Origin of the sequence: Castellaniella sp. (assembly GCF_049671645.1) — a bacterium.
Classification (GTDB): domain Bacteria; phylum Pseudomonadota; class Gammaproteobacteria; order Burkholderiales; family Burkholderiaceae_B; genus Castellaniella.
This window is the reverse complement of sequence record NZ_JBATVG010000015.1, coordinates 151,404-168,342: the sequence shown is the minus strand read 5'-3', so window position 1 is coordinate 168,342 and position 16,939 is coordinate 151,404. Positions and strand designations below refer to the sequence as shown.

The 16,939-nt window shown below is 65.4% G+C and carries 16 protein-coding genes; 12 read left to right on the top strand and 4 right to left on the bottom strand.

Annotated features, from left to right (window positions below; all coding sequences use genetic code 11):
• Window position 1: 1 nt before the first annotated feature.
• A complete protein-coding gene (locus tag WBG56_RS07135; protein WP_424266693.1) occupies window positions 2-802 on the bottom strand; it encodes an IclR family transcriptional regulator in 801 nt (266 codons plus the stop codon).
• A gap of 133 nt (window positions 803-935) precedes the next feature.
• Between WBG56_RS07135 and WBG56_RS07130 the strand changes: the two genes are divergently transcribed.
• Together WBG56_RS07130 and WBG56_RS07125 are read left to right on the top strand one after the other, a co-directional pair.
• Entirely contained in the window at window positions 936-2,546 is a 1,611-nt protein-coding gene (locus tag WBG56_RS07130) for a GMC family oxidoreductase (protein ID WP_424266691.1), read from the top strand.
• Window positions 2,547-2,646: 100 nt separating this feature from the next.
• Window positions 2,647-3,945, top strand: a complete 1,299-nt coding sequence (locus tag WBG56_RS07125) for an MFS transporter (protein ID WP_424266689.1) — start codon at window positions 2,647-2,649, stop codon at window positions 3,943-3,945.
• Between the two features lie 60 nt (window positions 3,946-4,005).
• Here the strand turns inward: WBG56_RS07125 and WBG56_RS07120 are convergent, their stop codons facing one another.
• From WBG56_RS07120 to WBG56_RS07110, 3 genes are read right to left on the bottom strand one after another with little or no spacing between them, the layout of a single operon-like run.
• A complete protein-coding gene (locus tag WBG56_RS07120) occupies window positions 4,006-4,788 on the bottom strand; it encodes a thiazole synthase (RefSeq protein ID WP_424266687.1) in 783 nt (260 codons plus the stop codon).
• Between the two features lie 4 nt (window positions 4,789-4,792).
• The gene (gene thiS / locus WBG56_RS07115) at window positions 4,793-5,017 is read right to left on the bottom strand and encodes a sulfur carrier protein ThiS (protein WP_424266685.1); all 225 of its coding nucleotides are present in this window, start codon (window positions 5,015-5,017) and stop codon (window positions 4,793-4,795) included.
• A complete protein-coding gene (locus tag WBG56_RS07110) occupies window positions 5,014-6,081 on the bottom strand; it encodes an FAD-dependent oxidoreductase (RefSeq protein WP_424266683.1) in 1,068 nt (355 codons plus the stop codon). Before WBG56_RS07110 ends, thiS begins: the two co-directional genes overlap by 4 nt.
• A gap of 72 nt (window positions 6,082-6,153) precedes the next feature.
• Between WBG56_RS07110 and WBG56_RS07105 the strand changes: the two genes are divergently transcribed.
• The 10 genes from WBG56_RS07105 to WBG56_RS07060 all read left to right on the top strand — a co-directional run bounded on the left by WBG56_RS07105 (window position 6,154) and on the right by WBG56_RS07060 (window position 16,914).
• Complete coding sequence (locus WBG56_RS07105) at window positions 6,154-6,990, top strand: IclR family transcriptional regulator (protein WP_424266681.1); 837 nt, start codon at window positions 6,154-6,156, stop codon at window positions 6,988-6,990.
• Entirely contained in the window at window positions 6,987-7,976 is a 990-nt protein-coding gene (locus WBG56_RS07100) for an AAA family ATPase (protein ID WP_424266679.1), read from the top strand. The genes WBG56_RS07105 and WBG56_RS07100 overlap by 4 nt, the downstream gene beginning before the upstream one ends.
• Window positions 7,963-9,720, top strand: a complete 1,758-nt coding sequence (locus tag WBG56_RS07095) for a cobaltochelatase CobT-related protein (RefSeq protein ID WP_424266677.1) — start codon at window positions 7,963-7,965, stop codon at window positions 9,718-9,720. Before WBG56_RS07100 ends, WBG56_RS07095 begins: the two co-directional genes overlap by 14 nt.
• A gap of 102 nt (window positions 9,721-9,822) precedes the next feature.
• Entirely contained in the window at window positions 9,823-10,215 is a 393-nt protein-coding gene (locus WBG56_RS07090; protein WP_424266675.1) for a nuclear transport factor 2 family protein, read from the top strand.
• Window positions 10,216-10,251: 36 nt separating this feature from the next.
• On the top strand, window positions 10,252-11,679 hold the full coding sequence (locus tag WBG56_RS07085; RefSeq protein WP_424266673.1) for an NAD(P)/FAD-dependent oxidoreductase: 1,428 nt from the start codon (window positions 10,252-10,254) through the stop codon (window positions 11,677-11,679).
• Between the two features lie 219 nt (window positions 11,680-11,898).
• Entirely contained in the window at window positions 11,899-13,341 is a 1,443-nt protein-coding gene (locus WBG56_RS07080) for an APC family permease (RefSeq protein WP_424266671.1), read from the top strand.
• Window positions 13,342-13,404: 63 nt separating this feature from the next.
• Window positions 13,405-14,415: an endolytic transglycosylase MltG gene (mltG, locus tag WBG56_RS07075; RefSeq protein WP_424266669.1), complete on the top strand. Its 1,011-nt coding sequence runs from the start codon at window positions 13,405-13,407 to the stop codon at window positions 14,413-14,415.
• Between the two features lie 4 nt (window positions 14,416-14,419).
• Entirely contained in the window at window positions 14,420-15,085 is a 666-nt protein-coding gene (gene tmk / locus WBG56_RS07070) for a dTMP kinase (RefSeq protein WP_424266667.1), read from the top strand.
• On the top strand, window positions 15,082-16,125 hold the full coding sequence (gene holB, locus WBG56_RS07065) for a DNA polymerase III subunit delta' (RefSeq protein ID WP_424266665.1): 1,044 nt from the start codon (window positions 15,082-15,084) through the stop codon (window positions 16,123-16,125). The genes tmk and holB overlap by 4 nt, the downstream gene beginning before the upstream one ends.
• A gap of 12 nt (window positions 16,126-16,137) precedes the next feature.
• Window positions 16,138-16,914: a TatD family hydrolase gene (locus tag WBG56_RS07060; protein ID WP_424266663.1), complete on the top strand. Its 777-nt coding sequence runs from the start codon at window positions 16,138-16,140 to the stop codon at window positions 16,912-16,914.
• The last annotated feature ends 25 nt before the right edge of the window (window positions 16,915-16,939 follow it).

Here is a 16,939-nt window from a genome sequence, read left to right as displayed (position 1 = left end):
CTCAGTCGTGAGCGGGCGGGGTTGGCGAGAGGGCGGTATCCGCAAAGACCTTTTCCATGCGCTCGGCGGCGTCCCGCATCCTGGGGATCTGGTTGAGCAGGAACGGCAGCAAGACCCGGGCGGTCGGGCCGTGGCTGGCGATGGCGGCAATCATGCGCCCCTTGCCATCGAACACCGGAACGGCCACGGCCACCATGCCCAGGATGAATTCCTCGTGGTCGATGCCGATGCCCCGCTGGCGGGTGATCGCCAAGTCCTGTTCCAGGACATCGCGCTGCGTCAGCGTCCTGGGCGTGTGGCTGGCCAGCGTGATCCGATCCAGCACGGCTTGACGCGCGGCGTCGTCCATGAAGGCGAGCATGAGCTTGCCTGTGGCGGTGCAGTGCAGCGGAACGTGGGCTCCGACCTCCATGCTCAGGCGCAGGGGATGGTGTGTTTCCACCCGTTCCAGATAGCGCATGCTGTCGCCTTCCAGGGCCGTCAGGTTGCAGCTTTCCCCGGTGGCCCCCACTAGTTGCGACAGGATGGCGCGCGCGGATCGGGAGAAGTACGGGGTGCTCAGGATGGAGACCGCCAACCGTGCTGCCCGTGGCCCGGGCAGGAAACCCTGTTCACCCGGCGCCTTGATGACGAAACCCGCCTCCACCAGCGTTGCCAGGAGGCGCATCAGCGAGGTCTTGGGCAGATCCAGGCGCTGGGCCAGCATGGACAGTGTCTGTGAATGCTGGGTATGGGCCAGTTGCTCCAGCACGCGGAGTTCCCGGAGGTAACGGGTCGGAGCGCCGGTCATCGTGTTCGCCATTGTGGTGTTCACCATTGGGGTGATTTTGGAACTTAATGTTCTGCTGGTGAAACAGGGTATCAGTTTATCCGGAACCTTGAAAAATTGTACCTATGATGGATGCCGGTTTGATTCGCGCATGACTGGAACCCATATGTCCAATACCGTTGACTACATCGTGGTGGGAGCAGGATCAGCAGGCTGTGTCCTGGCCAACCGCTTGAGCGAAAACGGGAAATACTCCGTTTGTCTGTTCGAAGCAGGGCCCAGGGACCGCAATCCTTGGATTCATATCCCCATCGGATATGGCAAGACCATGTTCAATGAGACCCTGAATTGGGGCTTCTACACCGACCCGGACGACAATATGCTGGGCCGACGGATCTACTGGCCGCGTGGGCGCACGCTGGGGGGCTGCAGCTCCATTAACGGCCTGATCTACATCCGCGGACAGCGGCAGGACTACGATCACTGGGGCGCGTTGGGCAATCCGGGCTGGAATTGGGAACAATGCCTGCCGTATTTCCGCAAGCTGGAATCCAATGACCTGGGCGCAGGCCCCACCCGGGGGGCGCAGGGGCCTTTGAGCGCCACCTCCATCAAGACTCCGCATCCGCTGGTCGAGGCGCTGATCGACGCTGGCGGTGAGCTGGGCCTGGAACGGCGGAGCGATTTCAACGAGGGCGACAACGAAGGAATCGGCTACTACCAGCTGACCACCCGCGCAGGCAAGCGCTGCTCGACCGCCGTCGCCTATCTGGATCCGGCGCGCGGGCGAAGCAATCTGCGTATCGAAACCGACGCTCAGGTGACGGGGCTGGTCATGGAGGGCCGGCGAGCGCGAGGCGTGACATACCGCAAAGGCGGCCAGGAACGGGCGTTGCGCGCGGCGCGCGAGGTGATCGTTTCTGCCGGCGCCGTTCAGTCGCCGCAGCTCCTGCAGCTCTCGGGCATCGGCCCGGGGGCGCTGTTGAGCGAGCACGGCATCGGCGTTGTCAAGGATTTGCCCGGGGTAGGCGCCAACCTCCAGGACCATTTGCAGATCCGCCTGATCTATGAGGTCTCCAGGCCCATCACCACCAACGATCAGTTGCGCACATTGTGGGGCAAGGCGGGCATGGGCCTGCAGTGGCTGCTGTTCCGTAGCGGGCCGCTGGCGATCGGCATCAACCAGGGCGCAGCCTTCTATCGTGCTTTGCCGGACAGCCCGACGGCGGACACGCAGCTGCATTTCGGGACATTGTCAGCTGATATGGCGGGCGGCGCGGTGCATGACTTCTCGGGGTGCACCTATTCCATGTGTCAGTTGCGCCCGGAATCGCGCGGGTCGATCCGGATCCAGTCGGCCGACCCCCTGCAGGCGCCCGCCATCCACTCCAACTACCTGGACACCGAGCGGGACAGGCGCTCGGCTGTCGCCGGCGTGAAATATGCCCGCCGCCTGGCAGCCGCGGCGCCGCTCAGCAGCCTGATGAAGCGCGAGTTCAGGCCGGGTGACGAAGTGCGCAGCGATGACGAGATCCTGCACTTCTGCCGCGAACACGGCGCCACGATCTTCCATCCGGTCGGCACCGCCAGGATGGGGCCTGCCACAGACCGTGACGCCGTCGTGGACGCGCGCCTGCGTGTGCATGGCATCGAAGGCTTGCGCGTGGTGGATGCCTCCGTCATGCCGACGATCGTGTCCGGCAACACCAACGTGCCCACCGTGATGGTCGCAGAGCGCGCATCCGACTTCATCCTGGAGGACGCCCGGATCGCCTGACTTGCGAGGCACTGCTTTATCCGGTCCCCAAGGCCGGTTTTCCGACAATCAGAAATCGAGAGCCGTCACCAAGAACGGCTCCATTCCCGGGAGACAAACCATGTCCAATGCTCCACTGTCTGCAATCCGCAAGGTCGTTGCTTCTTCGCTCATCGGCGCAACGATCGAGTGGTATGACTTTTTCCTGTACGGCGTCGTCGCCGGCCTGATTTTCAACAAGCAATACTTCCCGTCCCACGATCCCCTGGTGGGCACCATGCTGGCCTACGCCACTTTTGCCGTGGGCTTCCTGGCTCGGCCTTTCGGAGGCATCATATTCGGCCATTTCGGCGATCGCATCGGGCGGAAAAGCATGCTGGTGTTCACGCTGATCCTGATGGGAGTGTCGACGTTCCTGATCGCCCTCATTCCGAACTACGAGTCCATCGGCATCTGGGCGCCTATCCTGCTGCTGGTCTGTCGGGTGCTGCAGGGCCTGGGCCTGGGTGGGGAGTGGGGCGGCGCGGTGCTGATGACCTTCGAGTATGCGCCGCCGCGCAAGCGTGGGCTGTACGCTTCCTTGCCGCAGATCGGGCTATCGGTGGGCCTGTGCCTGGCCGCCGGCGTGGTGGCGCTGCTGTCAGCCACGCTGAGCGACGAGGCATTTTCCGACTGGGGGTGGCGGGTTGGTTTCGTGCTATCGGCAGGTCTGGTATTCGTGGGCCTGTATATCCGCCTGACCATTCGCGAAACTCCCGAGTTCACCCGGGTGAAGCAAGCCAACGAAGAGTCCAGGATACCCTTCGTCGATATGATGAAACGCTATCCGGGCAACATCATCAAAGGCATGGGGGCGCGGTATATCGATGGCGTGTTCTTCAATATTTTTGCTGTCTTTTCCATCAGCTATTTGACCAATACCCTGAATCTGCACCGTACGGACGCACTCACAGGCGTCATGGTTGCTGCCGTGGTGATGTGTGTCTTCATCCCCATATTCGGTGCCTTGTCAGATCGTATCGGCCGGACGCGCACTTATTTCTGGGGGTCGTTGGTGACGGGTATCTCCGCGCTGCCCGCGTTCTGGCTGATGACGCAATATTCGGATCATGTGCTGGTGGTCTGGTTGTCGATCATCATCCCGTTCGGTATTTTCTACGCCAGCGTTTATGGTCCCGAGGCAGCGCTGTTTTGCGAACTTTTCGATACCCGGGTGCGCTATACAGGCATTTCCTTCGTCTATCAATTTTCCGGGATATTCGCCTCGGGCATCACTCCCATGATCGCCACGGCCCTTTTGGGACTCAACGATGGCCAGCCCTGGCTGATTGTGGCCTATACGATTTTTGCGGGCGTGGTCTCGGCCTTCAGCGCCTGGTTGATCGGCCGGTCGGTCTCGCGCCAGTTGCAGCCCGCTTGATCCGGAGCTCGGAAGGGGCCATAGCCCGGGAGCGGGCCGTGGCCCCTTCCGAGTGCGGCCTCAGGCCAGCACGAAGGGCCGGCCCGATACCGGCGTGGTGGCGACCGCCATGTCCTGTTCCGCCATGATGCCGGCTTCCCAGGCCAGCCGTCCGGCCTGGATGCCCAGTTTGAACGCTTGCGCCATGCGCACCGGATCCAGGGCGCGCGAGACCGCTGAATTCAGCAGCACGGCGTCGAACCCCAGTTCCATGGCGTGGACGGCATCCATGGGCGAACCGATGCCGGCATCGACGATCAAGGGCGTGTCGGGCAGCCGTTCCCGCAAGGTGCGCAAGGCCGACAGGTGAATCAGGCCCTGGCCGGAGCCGATGGGCGCCGCCCAGGGCATCAGCACGGGGCAGCCCGCGTCCAGCAGGCGCTGGCAGACGATCAGGTCGTCGGTGCAATAAGGGAAGACCTGGAAGCCGTCGCGCGTCAGGGTGTCGGCGGCGGAGACCAGCTCGAAGACGTCGGGCTGGAGCGTATGTTCGTCCCCGATCACTTCCAGCTTGATCCAGGACGTGTCGAAGAGTTCCCGCGCCATATGGGCCAGCGAGACGGCCTCGGCCGCTGTGCCGCAGCCCGCCGTATTGGGCAGCAGGTGACAGCCCAGGTCCCTGAGCATCGAAAAGAAGGGCTGCCCGCCGCCGGTCCCAGCGGCCGCCTGGCGCTTGAGACCGACCGTGACGACCTGCGCGCCGGAGGCGCGCACGGCATCCATCATGACCTGGGGGGAAGGGTAGGCGGCCGTGCCGAGAAAGAAACGGCTGTCGAGCACTGTGTCGGCGATGGTCCAGCTCATGAGTTCAGCCTCCGACAATGGGTGCGAATGTGGTGATGTGATCCCCCGCTGCCAGCGAGGTCTGGTCCCGCAGGGCGCGGGCGACGTGGCTGCCGTTCAGCGCGGTGGCGATCGACGCGGGCTGCAAGGCGTCGCGATCCTGTGCCAGCAGCTCCAGGGCCTGTCGCAGGGTCGTGCCGTCGGGGACGGACCGGGACTCGCCATTGAAGTAGATGGAGATGGTGTTCATGCCGCAGAGGCTCCTGAGAGGGAAAGGGAAATGCCGGCCTGGTGGATGGCGCGCGCGGTCATGGCCGGCGCGATCATCCAGCCGTGGCGAAACAGCCCGTTGATGCGGGTCAGCCCCGCCGCGTGTTCGATCAGAGGCAGATTGTCGCGCAGCGCGGGCCGCAGATTGGTGTCGGCGTGCACGAGGCGCGCCTCGGCGAGGCCGGGCAGCACGCTGTGCGCGGCGGCCAGCAGCTCCACCGTGCTGCGCAGCGAAACGGGGGAACGGTCCTCGCTTTCGATTTCGGTGGCGCCGATGACGAAATGATGATCGCGGCGCGGCACGATGTAGACGCGGTGGCGCGGGTGCAGCAGGCGCACGGGCCGGCTCAGCCTGACGTCCGGCGCGCGCACCAGGAAAATTTCGCCGCGCACCCCGCGCACGTCCGCGCACCCCTGCGCCGGACCGTCGGCGGGCCGCTGGCCCAGGCCGCGCGCGTCGAATACGTGATCGAAAGCGTGGCGTTCGCCGCCGACGGCGAGAAATCCCCCGCCGACCTCGTCCACCGGCTGTTGCCAATGCCAGTCCACGCCCAAGGCGCCCGCGTGCAAGGCCGGCATGAGCTGCAAGGGATTGATGGCGCCTTCATGGGGCAGGAACCAGGCCAGCGAAGGGCCGTGGATGTCCGGTTCCAGTCTGGCCAGGGCGGCCGGGGCCAGTGGCTGCGGACGGTGTCCTTCGGGCGCCTTGCGTTCGATCAGGTCCACCAGTCGGCGGGCGGCGCCCCCGTCGCCCCGGTGGGCCAGCAGCAGGCTGCCGTGGCAGTCGAAATCGGGAGCGCCGGGCAGCGCGGCCACGATATCCGACCACTGGCCGATCGAATCCAGCCCATCCTGGAAGACCTGCAGGTCGGCGCATTCCAGTTCGGCCGAAGGCGAGAGCATCCCCGCCGCCGTCCAGCCGGCGGCGCCCCTGGCCAACGGTCCGGCGGCCGGATCGTAGACGGCCACCCGATGGCCCGCGCGACTTAAGCGCCAGGCCAGCAGCCGCCCGAGTACGCCCGCGCCCGCAATTCCGATATGCATGATAAACCTAGCTAAAAATATTAAAATCGGTACAATAAGTTCCTGTTATTGAAATATAAAGCGTGACGCCTCATGAGTCCAGTCGAACTTGTTCCAGTGTCCAACAAACTGGATGGCGATACTCCTGCCATCCGTCTGTTTGCGCTCCTGGAAGTGATTGCGGAAAAAAACCAGTATTTTTCACTCCAGAGCCTGGTTGAGGAACTGGGGCTGCCCAAGCCTACGCTGCATCGCATGCTGCAGCAGCTCGATAGCGCCGGGATGATCCAGCGCGACGGCGACGGTCGTCATTACAGCACCGCCGCGCGGTTGCGGCGGATCGCGGAAAACCTGCTGCTGAACAATACTGTGCACGGCGCCCGGCGCAACGTGCTGCGCGCGCTGGTGGCCGAAGTCGGCGAAAGCTGCAATATCACCAGTTGCGCCGGCAGCGAGGTCCTGTACCTGGATCGGGTGGAAACGCCGGCCCCTTTGCGCTTCTATCTGCATCCGGGGTCGCGGGTGCCGGTGCATTGCTCGGCCAGCGGAAAGCTTTTCCTGGCGCAAATGACGCCTTCCCAGCGCAAGCGCCTGCTGGTGCCGGGCACGCTTGAAAAGTACACGGAGATGACGATCACGGATCCGCGCGCACTGGAAACCGAATTGCAGCAGGCCGCCGCGGATGGCTATGCCATGGACAACGAGGAGTTCCTGCCCGGCCTGACCTGCATCGCCGTGCGGGTGCCGGTGCCGTCCGGAAAATCGAACCTGGCTGTCGCCATCCAGGCGCCGACGCTGCGATTCCAGGGGCAGCGCATCAGCGCCAGTCTGCCCGCCCTGCGTCGCGCGGCCGATGCGCTCGCGGGCATCGAAGCCTGCAGCTATCCGGAACGGTCCGCGCCGGCGCTGCGCCAAGAGAAAGCGTCATGAAACGCGTGGTGGACACCGACCGGGAGACGAAGCATCTGTCCGTGCGCGAATGCTTTGGCCTGGACAGCGATCTGGAGGTCATGGCATTCACCGAATCCAGTGATTACGTGCCCGCCGTCGACCCGAACTACCGCTTCGATCCCGATACGACACTGGCCATCCTGGCGGGGTTCTCCTGCAATCGCCGGGTACTGATCCAGGGCATGCACGGGACGGGCAAGTCCACGCACATCGAGCAAGTGGCCGCCCGCCTGAACTGGCCTTGCATCCGGGTCAATCTGGACGGCCACATCAGCCGCCTGGATCTGGTCGGCCGCGATGCGATCGTGCTGCGGGACGGCCAGCAGATCACCGAATTCAAAGAAGGCATCCTGCCCTGGGCGCTGCAGCGGCCCATGGCGCTGGTGCTGGACGAATACGATGCCGGCCGACCCGAGGTCATGTTCGTCCTGCAGCGCATTCTGGAGCGCGATGGGCATTTCACGCTGCTGGATCAGAACCGGGTCATCGCGCCGCATTCGGGCTTTCGCCTGTTCGCCACCGCCAACAGCGTGGGGCTGGGGGACACCAGCGGCCTGTATTACGGTGTCCAGCGCCTGAACCATGCGCAGCTGGACCGCTGGAATATCGTGGCGGCCTTGAATTATCTGAGCCCCGAGGCGGAGACCGAGATCGTAGCCGTGCAGGTGCCTGCGCTGAACAACCCCGAAGGGCGCCGCCTGATCGCCGCCATGGTTGAAGTCGCGACCCTGACCCGGGCAGGCTTCCAGAGCGGCGATCTGTCCACGCTGATGTCGCCGCGAACCTTGATTTCCTGGGCGGAAAACCTGCAGATCTTCTCGTCGACCGCCCGGGCTTTCCGCTACGCGTTCCTGAACAAGTGCGATCCATCGGAGCAGGACATCGTGGCGGAATACTATCAGCGCTGTTTCGACGAGGAACTGGCCGTCGCCGCCAGCGCGTCCGCGCCTCATGGCAGCGCCTGACGCACGCGATTGGGTCCGCCGCCATGCGCTGGAAGCCCGTGCCGCGGCCCTGGTGCGGGCGCTGGCCTGCCAGCCGCAGGTCCATTTCGAGGCGGGCCGACCCTGGAACGGCGATCATCCCCTGCCGGATGGAGCGCCGCATCTGCAGATGCAGCCAGGCCTGGACGATCCTCCGGCCTATCGGGCGCTGGCCGATGCCCTGGCCCTGCGCCTGCTGCATTCCGACGCGTGCTTGCACCGAGACCTGAGCCCCGGGCAGGATCCCGTCGCCGAACTGATCTTCGAATGGCTGGAACAGTGGCGTGTAGAGGCGCTGGCTCCCGATCGCTGGCCTGGCATGCGCTGCAATCTGCGCTGGCGCTTCGAACGCTGGCTGTTCCTGTTCCAGGGGGCTGGCCTGGTCGAAACCCGCCCGGGCCAGCATCTGCTGTGCCTCGCCCTGATGGCCAGGAGCCGGTTGTTCGATGAACCGATCCCGGAACGCCTGGAAGACCTGACAGAATCCGCCCGTTACCGGATGGGCCCCGTGCTGGCCGGGCCGCTGTCCCGCTTGCGCCGGCTGCGCGCGGACCAGGCCGCCTATGCCCCCGTCGCGGCAGCCCTGGCGGTGGATCTGGCGAGGTGGTTCCAGGACCTGATCGGGCGGGAAAAGAGGCGCCCTCCGAAACGGCACCTGGATTTTTCCGTGGCGCTGCTGCCCCCGGACGCGGACGAGAACGAGACGGGCGGCCGGGCTTCGGGCAGCCTGGCCGCCGTTGCGGCCGATGATGCTGCGTATGCGATCTGGAGCCGGCGCCATGACCGTGTCCGGCAGGCCGTCGATCTGGTGCGTCCGGCGTTGTTGCAGGAATACCGCCAGCGCCTGGACCGGCAGATCGCCCGGCTGCCGTGGTCTTTGCCCCGCCTGGCCCAGGCCCTGCAGCGGGCCCTGTTCAGGCCCCAGCCGGAAGGCCGCCTGTTCGGCCAGGATGAGGGCTTGATCGACGGCCGCCGGCTGGCGCGTCTGATCAGTTCGCCCCACGACCACCAGATATTCTTTCGCGAGCAAGATGTGCCTGTGGCGCAGGCCCGGATTTCGCTGCTCCTCGATTGTTCGGGGTCGATGCGGCATCACGGCCCGCAACTGGCCTTGCTGATGGACTTGCTGGGACGCGTCTTCGAGCGCGCCGGCGTGCCGTTCGAGTTGCTGGGCTTCACCACCGGCGCCTGGAACGGCGGCCGGCCGGCGCGTGAATGGCAGGCCGGCGGGCGGCGGCCCGCGCACCCGGGCCGCCTGAATGAAGTGCAGCACTTGGTTTTCTGGTCTCGGACCATGCCGCGCCGGGAAGGCCGGCTCGGCCTGACGGCCGTCATGAAACCCGATCTGTTTCGCGAAGGCATCGATGGCGAGGCCGTGCAGTGGGCCTGCGAGCGCTTGCTGGCGCAGCCGGACAGCCAGCGCAGGATTCTCTGGGTGGTGTCCGATGGCGGCCCGATGGACAGCGCCAGCATCCTGGTCAATCCGCCCGGCTTCCTGGACGCCCACTTGCGCCGGATGGTCCGCCATTACACGCGTGAACGCGGCATCGAGATCCTGGGCATCGGCGTCAATCAGGATCTGAGCGGCTACTACCCGCATTCGATCGGACTGGACCTGGAAAGCGGCGTGAGCATGCAGGCGCTGCTGTCCCTGATCCGGACGCTGGCCGGACGCGGGGCGGGGCGGCCCGGCGCCGCCGGGCGATCTGGTGCCAGAGAAACGTAGCCACTGGCCCTAGACCAGTTCCCGGCGTTCTCCTACTGTATGGACATCGACGCTGCGGCCCCGATCATCGGGCCGGCGCGACATCAACAGGAGACTTTCCCCATGACGCAGGATCAACTGCTTTCCATCCTCGAGGCTTTCGGTGAGGCCTGGAACCGCCATGACATCGACGCCCTGATGTCCTTCATGCACGAAGACTGTGTCTTCGAGGGCGTGGCGGGCCCCCAGGTCTGCGGCGCGCGGCACGAGGGCCCGGTGGCGGTGCGCAAGGCCTTTGAATCCGCTTGGCAGACGATTCCGGATGCCGCCTGGCGCGATGCCCGCTGCTGGGTGTCCGGGGATCGCGGCGTCATGGAATCCACGTTTACCGGGACGGCGGCCGATGGGTCCAGGATCGAAGCCAATATGGTGGACCTGCTGGTCTTCAAGGACGGCAAGATCCTGGTCAAGAACGCGTTTCGCAAACAGCGCCCCAATCTGCCTGCACAAGCCTGAACCGCTCGCGCTGGGCCTTTATTGTCCGGAGACATCATGGCTACTTTGACTTCAGCTTCACTGGGCGGCGCGCAAGAGCGCTCGTCGGCAGCGGCACCGCGGGCCTCCAGCCCCTACGATCCGCGCTACGACCCGCTGGTCTCGCCCTCGGGCCGCAACCAGCAATACGCACCCACGTATTGGGTGGGGACGGCGGGGGACCCGCCGCCCGACGACGGCCCGGTCACCCAGGATATGGATGCGGATGTCGTGATCATCGGCTCGGGCTTCACCGGACTGGTGACGGCTTTGAACCTGGCCGAAGAGCACGGCGTCATCCCCATCATCCTGGAAGCCAATCAGGAATCGTGGGGGTGCACCAGCCGCAATGGCGGCCAGGGGCAGAACGCATCGGGGCGCCTGTACCGAACGCAGTGGATCGAGCGCTGGGGCCTGGAAACCGCCAAACGCCTGGATGCGGAAATCCATGAAGGCTTCGACTACTGGAAGAGCCTGGTGGCGCGGTTTCCCTGCGACGCCCAGCCCGGCGGCCACCTGTACACGGCGCATCGTCCCAAGAAGATGGCGTTCCTTGAAAACCTGTGTCGCGTCATGCGCGAGCAGTTCGGCTACGACACCCGGATGCTGAGCCGCGAAGAGCTGTGGGAACGCTATGCCATGGACCGCGAAGCGGCCGGTGCGCTGCACGAACCCGAAGGCGTCGGCATCCATCCGCTGAAGCTGGCCTTCGGCTATCTGAAGCGCCTGCGTGAACTGGGCGTCAAGATCTATACCGGCAGTCCGGTCCATGGCTGGGAGACCATCGGCGGCGTCCACCACCTGCGCACGCCGGGCGGCACGGTGCGCGCGCGCCGCGTTGCCGTGGCGACGGGCGGCTACACGCCCCAGGGCCTGCACCCGCTGCTCAGCAACAAGATCATGCCGATCCTGTCGAATTCGATGGTGACGCGCCCGCTGACACAGCAGGAACGGGATGAGGCCGGCCTGAAAAGCACGACGTTCATCACGGACACCCGCACGCTGCGCTTTTACTATCGCCTGCTGCCCGACGGCTCGATGCAGATTGGCAGCCGCAGCGCGCTCAAGGGCGCGGACGCGGAAAACCCCAGGCACCTGGATCTGCTCAAACAGGGCCTTGCGCGCAAGTTCCCGACGCTGAAGGACGTGCCGATCGCGTATTCCTGGTGGGGCTGGGTGGATGTCAGCCACGACATGATGCCGCGGATCACGCAGCCGGACCCCGGCCAGCAGATCTACTATGCCATCGGCTATGGCGGCAACGGTGTGTCGTTTTCCGCCCAGGCGGGTCGGCGCCTGGCCGAGCGCGTCGTCGGCAAGAACGGTCCGCAATGGGATCTGCCGATCTACAACTCGCCCCTGCAAGGCCATCTCTTCGCGCCGTTCCGCCGCCTGGGGCAGGCGATGTTCTACAAGTACTACTACCTGAGAGACGAGGTGCTCTGATCGAGTCTCGGAAGGCGCGTGAGCGCCGTGGCCGAAAAGGACTGCCCCGGGGGGCAGTCCTTTTTCGTAGAAGGCTCCGCTTTCGCCCGCCGCGCGTCTGGTTCCTACGATAGCCCGGCGGTGGTCCTACGCGCTTCATGGGAAATCCCATAGACTGAGCTTTGAATTTCTATTATTGAAACCACAATAATAAAAAAATGATATTTCCAGGAGACAATCGTGTCGGGTAGAGTCACCCTCGAGAAAACTTTCAAGCCCCATTGGGTCTGGGCCATCGCCTTCGGCTCGGCCATCGGCTGGGGCAGTTTCGTGCTGCCGGTGGAATGGATGAACATGGCAGGCCCCCTGGGGGTCATCATCGGACTGTGGATCGGTGGCCTGATCCTCAGCCTGGTCGGCCTGAGCACCGGCTTTCTGGTGAAGGCGTACCCGATCACCGGCGGCGCGTTCACCTATGCCTACCTGGCGTTCGGCCGCAAGCATGCTTTCCTGTGCGGCTGGTTCCTGATCCTGGGCTATGCCGCCATCGTGGCGCTCAATGCCTCGGCCTTCGGGCTGATGATCAAGTTCCTGGTGCCGGACACCGTCAAAGTGGGCCTGCTCTACAACATGGCCGGCTGGGACGTGTATTTCGTCGAGGTCTTGATCGCCAGCGCCGTTCTGGTGCTGTTTGCCTGGTTGAATGTCCGGGGGGCGGACGCCACGGCGCAGACGCAATTCTATTTCTGCATCCTGCTGATCGTCGCCGCGACCGGGGTGACGGTCGCCATGTCGGCCGCGCCCTCGACCTCCTTCAGCAACCTGCTGCCGCTCTATAAGCCGGGCCTGCCGTCGTGGTCCGCGATCGCGGCCATCGTGGCCATCTCGCCCTGGGCCTATGTCGGGTTCGACACGGTCCCTCAGGCCGCCGAAGAATTCAATTTCTCGCCCGCCAAAGCGACCTTCCTGATCCTGGCCGCGCTGGCCGTGGCGGCCGCTCATTATTCCATCATGATCGTCGCGACGGGCCTGGCCATGCCGTGGATGGATCTGGTGGGCCGCCATGACGTGTGGGGCACGGGGCAGGCGGTTCAGGATGTCCTGGGCGCCGCGGGCCTGACCGCTCTGGTGGTGGCGTTGTGCATGGGCATCTTCACGGGCCTGATCGGCTTCTATATCTCGTGCAGCCGGCTGATGTTCGCCATGAGCCGCGCCAAGGCGCTGCCTGCCGTGTTCTGCCGCCTTCACGACAAGCACGGCACGCCGTATGCCAGCATCGTGTTCATCTGCTCGATCTGCCTGCTGGCGCCCTGGTTCGGCCGCTCGGTGCTGCTGTGGGTCGTGGACATGTCCGCCGTGGGCATTTCGATCGCCTTCATCTACTACTGCGCGGTCGCCTACCGGCTGTTCAAATGGACGGATGCGCAGCGGGCGCCGGCCTTCTGCAAGGAAGTCGCCCCCGGCAAGAAGCTGATCACCCTGGCGGGGATGCTCTGCAGCATCGGCCTGCTGGGCCTGCTGCTCGTGCCGGGTTCGCCCGCCTTCCTGGAAACACCCGCCTGGATCGCCCTGGGATGCTGGGTGCTGATCGGGCTGGCGTTCTACCTGATGCTGGCGCGGGAATATTGCAACACGCCCAAGGCGGAGATGGATCGTCTGATCCTCGGCGAGAGCGCGGCCTGAAGCGCTGCGAAAAGTAACATCCCTTCCGGCGCTTCCGGTGGCGTTCCAGTTAAACTGGCGTCCATGAGAAAGCTATTGCGACTGTCCATCTGGCTGCTGATCGTATGCTTGGCGCTGATCGGCGCCGGCATCGGCGGCGCGGCCTGGTGGGGCTGGAAGCGGCCGGTCCCCATGCAGACGCCGGTCGTCGACTACATCATCGACATGGGCAGCACGCCGCGGCAGATCGCCCAGGCCATGCAGGCGGCCGGCATCGAGGTCAACCCCCATGCCTTCGTCTGGCTGGCACGGCTCAGCGGCCGCGACAAACTGCTCAAGGCCGGCGCCTACGAGGCCCGCGCCGGGGATACGCCCTGGCTGTTGCTGGAACGCATGGCCAACGGCGATATGACCCAGGCGCGGCTGACCTTTCCCGAAGGCTGGACATTCGCCCAGATGCGCACGGCCCTGGATGCGGACCCGCAGGTGCGGCACGACACGCAGGGCATGGATGACGCCGCCATCGCGCGCAAGCTCGGGCTGGACGAGGCGTCCCTGGAAGGCCTGTTCTATCCGGATACCTATGTCTTCGCGCCGGGAACGTCCGATCTGGATATCCTGCGCCGCGCCGCCCAGGCGGGCCGCCAGACGCTGGATCGCCTGTGGGCTGAACGCGACCAGGGCCTGCCGCTGGAAACGCCCTACCAGGCGCTGATTCTGGCCTCCATCGTGGAAAAGGAAACCGGCCACGGCAGCGACCGGGCCCGCATCGCCGGCGTCTTCATCAACCGCTTGCGCATCGGCATGCCGCTGCAGACCGATCCCACGGTGATCTACGGCATGGGCGATCGCTACCAGGGCCGCCTGCGCAAGAAAGACCTGGAGCAGGATACGCCCTGGAACACCTATACGCGGGCGGGCTTGCCGCCCACCCCGATCGCCAACCCCGGCAAGGCGGCCCTGATGGCCGCCACCCACCCGGAACGGCACGATTTTCTGTATTTCGTTTCCCGGGGCGACGGCACCAGCGAATTTTCCAAGAACCTGTCGGCGCACAACCAGGCGGTCGGCAAATACATCCTGAAGCGGAACTGATCTTATGGCGCGGCGCGGCTGCTTCATCACCCTGGAAGGCCTGGACGGGGCCGGCAAAAGCACGCATGCGGGCTGGATGGCCGACTGGCTGCGCGGCGCCGGCGTCGACTTGCTGGAAACCCGCGAACCCGGCGGCACGCCGCTGGGCGAACAATTGCGCGAGCTGGTGCTGCATCAGGCCATGGAATTGCGCACCGAAACCTTGCTGATGTTCGCGGCCCGCAACGAGCATTGGCGCACCCGTATCCTGCCGGCGCTGGAACGCGGCCAGTGGGTGCTGTGCGATCGCTATACGGATGCCTCCTTCGCCTATCAGGGCGGCGGGCGCGAGCTGGGGGCGCCGGCCATTCGCGTGCTGGAAGACTGGGTGCAGCAAGGGCAGGGGCCGGATTGCACGTTTCTGTTCGACGTGCCGCTGGAAACAGCGCGCGCGCGCCTGATGCAGGGCAGGGCGGCGGCGGATCGCTTCGAGCAGGAAGGCGCGGCGTTTTTCGAACGGACCCGCCAAGCCTATCACGCCCGGGCGGCCGAGGACCCGACGCGGTTTCGCCTCATTGATGCCCGTCGCAGCATTCCGGACATCCGCACCGGTCTGGAGGCGGCCTTGCGGGACTTGCTGCGGGCCTATGGCACTGCCGCCGTTTCCGGCGAAACAAGAGGCCGCGCATGACGGCATTCGAGTTCCTGCCCTGGCAGCAGGCGCTGGCCCGCGACTGGCTGGCGACCCGGGATCGTTTTGCGCATGCCTGGCTGATTCATGGCCTGCCGGGCATCGGCCAGCAGGCTTTCGCGGCTGCAGGCGCCGCCAGCCTGCTGTGCGAATCTCCGCAATCGGGCCTGGCCTGCGGTCAATGCCAGGCCTGCCGCTGGGTGCAGGCCGGCAATCATCCGGATTTGCGCCGCATCCGCCCCGACGCGGTGGCGGCTCACGAAGGCGCGGCCCTCGAGGACGGCGACGAATCGGGCGCCAAGAAGCAGCCGTCGAAGGACATCCGCATCGAGCAGATCCGCAGCCTGCTGCCCTGGTTCAATACCGCCACGCACCGTGGCGGCTGGAGAGTGGCGCTGCTGTATCCCGCGGAATCGCTGAATACCATCGCCGCCAATGCCTTGCTGAAGATCCTGGAAGAGCCTCCGGCGCACACGGTTTTCCTGCTGGTGGCCCAGGCGCCGGATCGGCTGCTGCCCACGCTGGTGTCCCGCTGCCGGCGTCTGCCGCTGCCGGTCCCCGACGCGGGGCAGGCGCTGGCCTGGCTGCAGCAGCACAAGGTGGATCACGCCGCCACGCGCCTGGCGGCGGCGGGCGGCGCCCCTCTGTCGGCCCTGGAACAGGCTCAGGCGCAGCAGCCGTCCGTTCCGGCCTGGCTCAGCCTGTTTCTGGATCTGGCGGGCAGCGGCGGGGCATCCGCCCCTTTGGCCGACGCTCTGGTGGCGCTGGAGCCCGTCGTCTGGATGGATGGTTTTCAGCGGCTCTGGCTGGACCTGAGCATGGCCACCCACAAGCTGCCCGCGCGGTATTATCCTGAACAGGACGGGGACATACAGCGGATTGCCCGCGCCCTGGATGCCAGGGTCCTGGCCCAGGCCGGCCAATGGCTGCAGGAGCAGCGCCGCCTGGCCCAGCATCCCCTGAACCCTAAACTGTTGGGCGATTATGCCGCCCAGCGTCTGCTGCAGGCCGTGCGTCCTGCGCCAGGCCGCCAACCTTGATGTTGCCACCGTATGTACGTCGATTCCCACTGCCACTTGAATTTCCCCGACCTGACCGCCCAGCTGCCCGATGTGTTGGCGCGCATGCGCGCCAACCAGGTCGAGCATGCGCTGGTGGTGAGCGTCAACCTGCGCGACTGGCCGGGCCTGATGACCCTGGTGGAGGCGCACCCCCACCTGCATGCCTCGGTCGGCGTGCATCCGGATAATGATGCGGAAGACGCCGATACCGTGGAGCCCACGCTGGACGATCTGCTGACCCGGGCGGCTCACCCCAAGGTCGTGGCCATCGGTGAAACCGGCCTGGACTATTATCGACTGCCCGAACCGCTGGACTGGCAGCGGGACCGCTTTCGCGTGCACATCCGGGCCGCTCGCCGGACGGGCCTGCCGCTGATCATCCATACCCGCTCGGCGGCCGACGACACCATCCGCCTGATGCGCGAGGAGCAGGCCGACTGCGGCGTGATGCATTGCTTCACGGAATCGTGGGACGTAGCCCGGGCCGCCATGGATCTGGGGTTCTATATTTCCTTTTCCGGCATCGTGACCTTCAAGAACGCCGCATCCCTGCAGGACGTTGCGCGCAAGGTTCCGCTGGATCGCATGCTGATCGAAACCGATTCCCCTTATCTGGCGCCGGTGCCGTACCGCGGCAAGCTGAACGACCCGTCCAAAGTCATACACGTGGCGGAAAAGATCGCTGAATTGCGCGGCGTGCCGGTGTCCGTCATCGAACAGAGCACGACGGACAACTACTTCGCGTTGTTCAACAAAATCAAGCGATAGAGCCTGGCGCGCGCCCGAGGCAAGA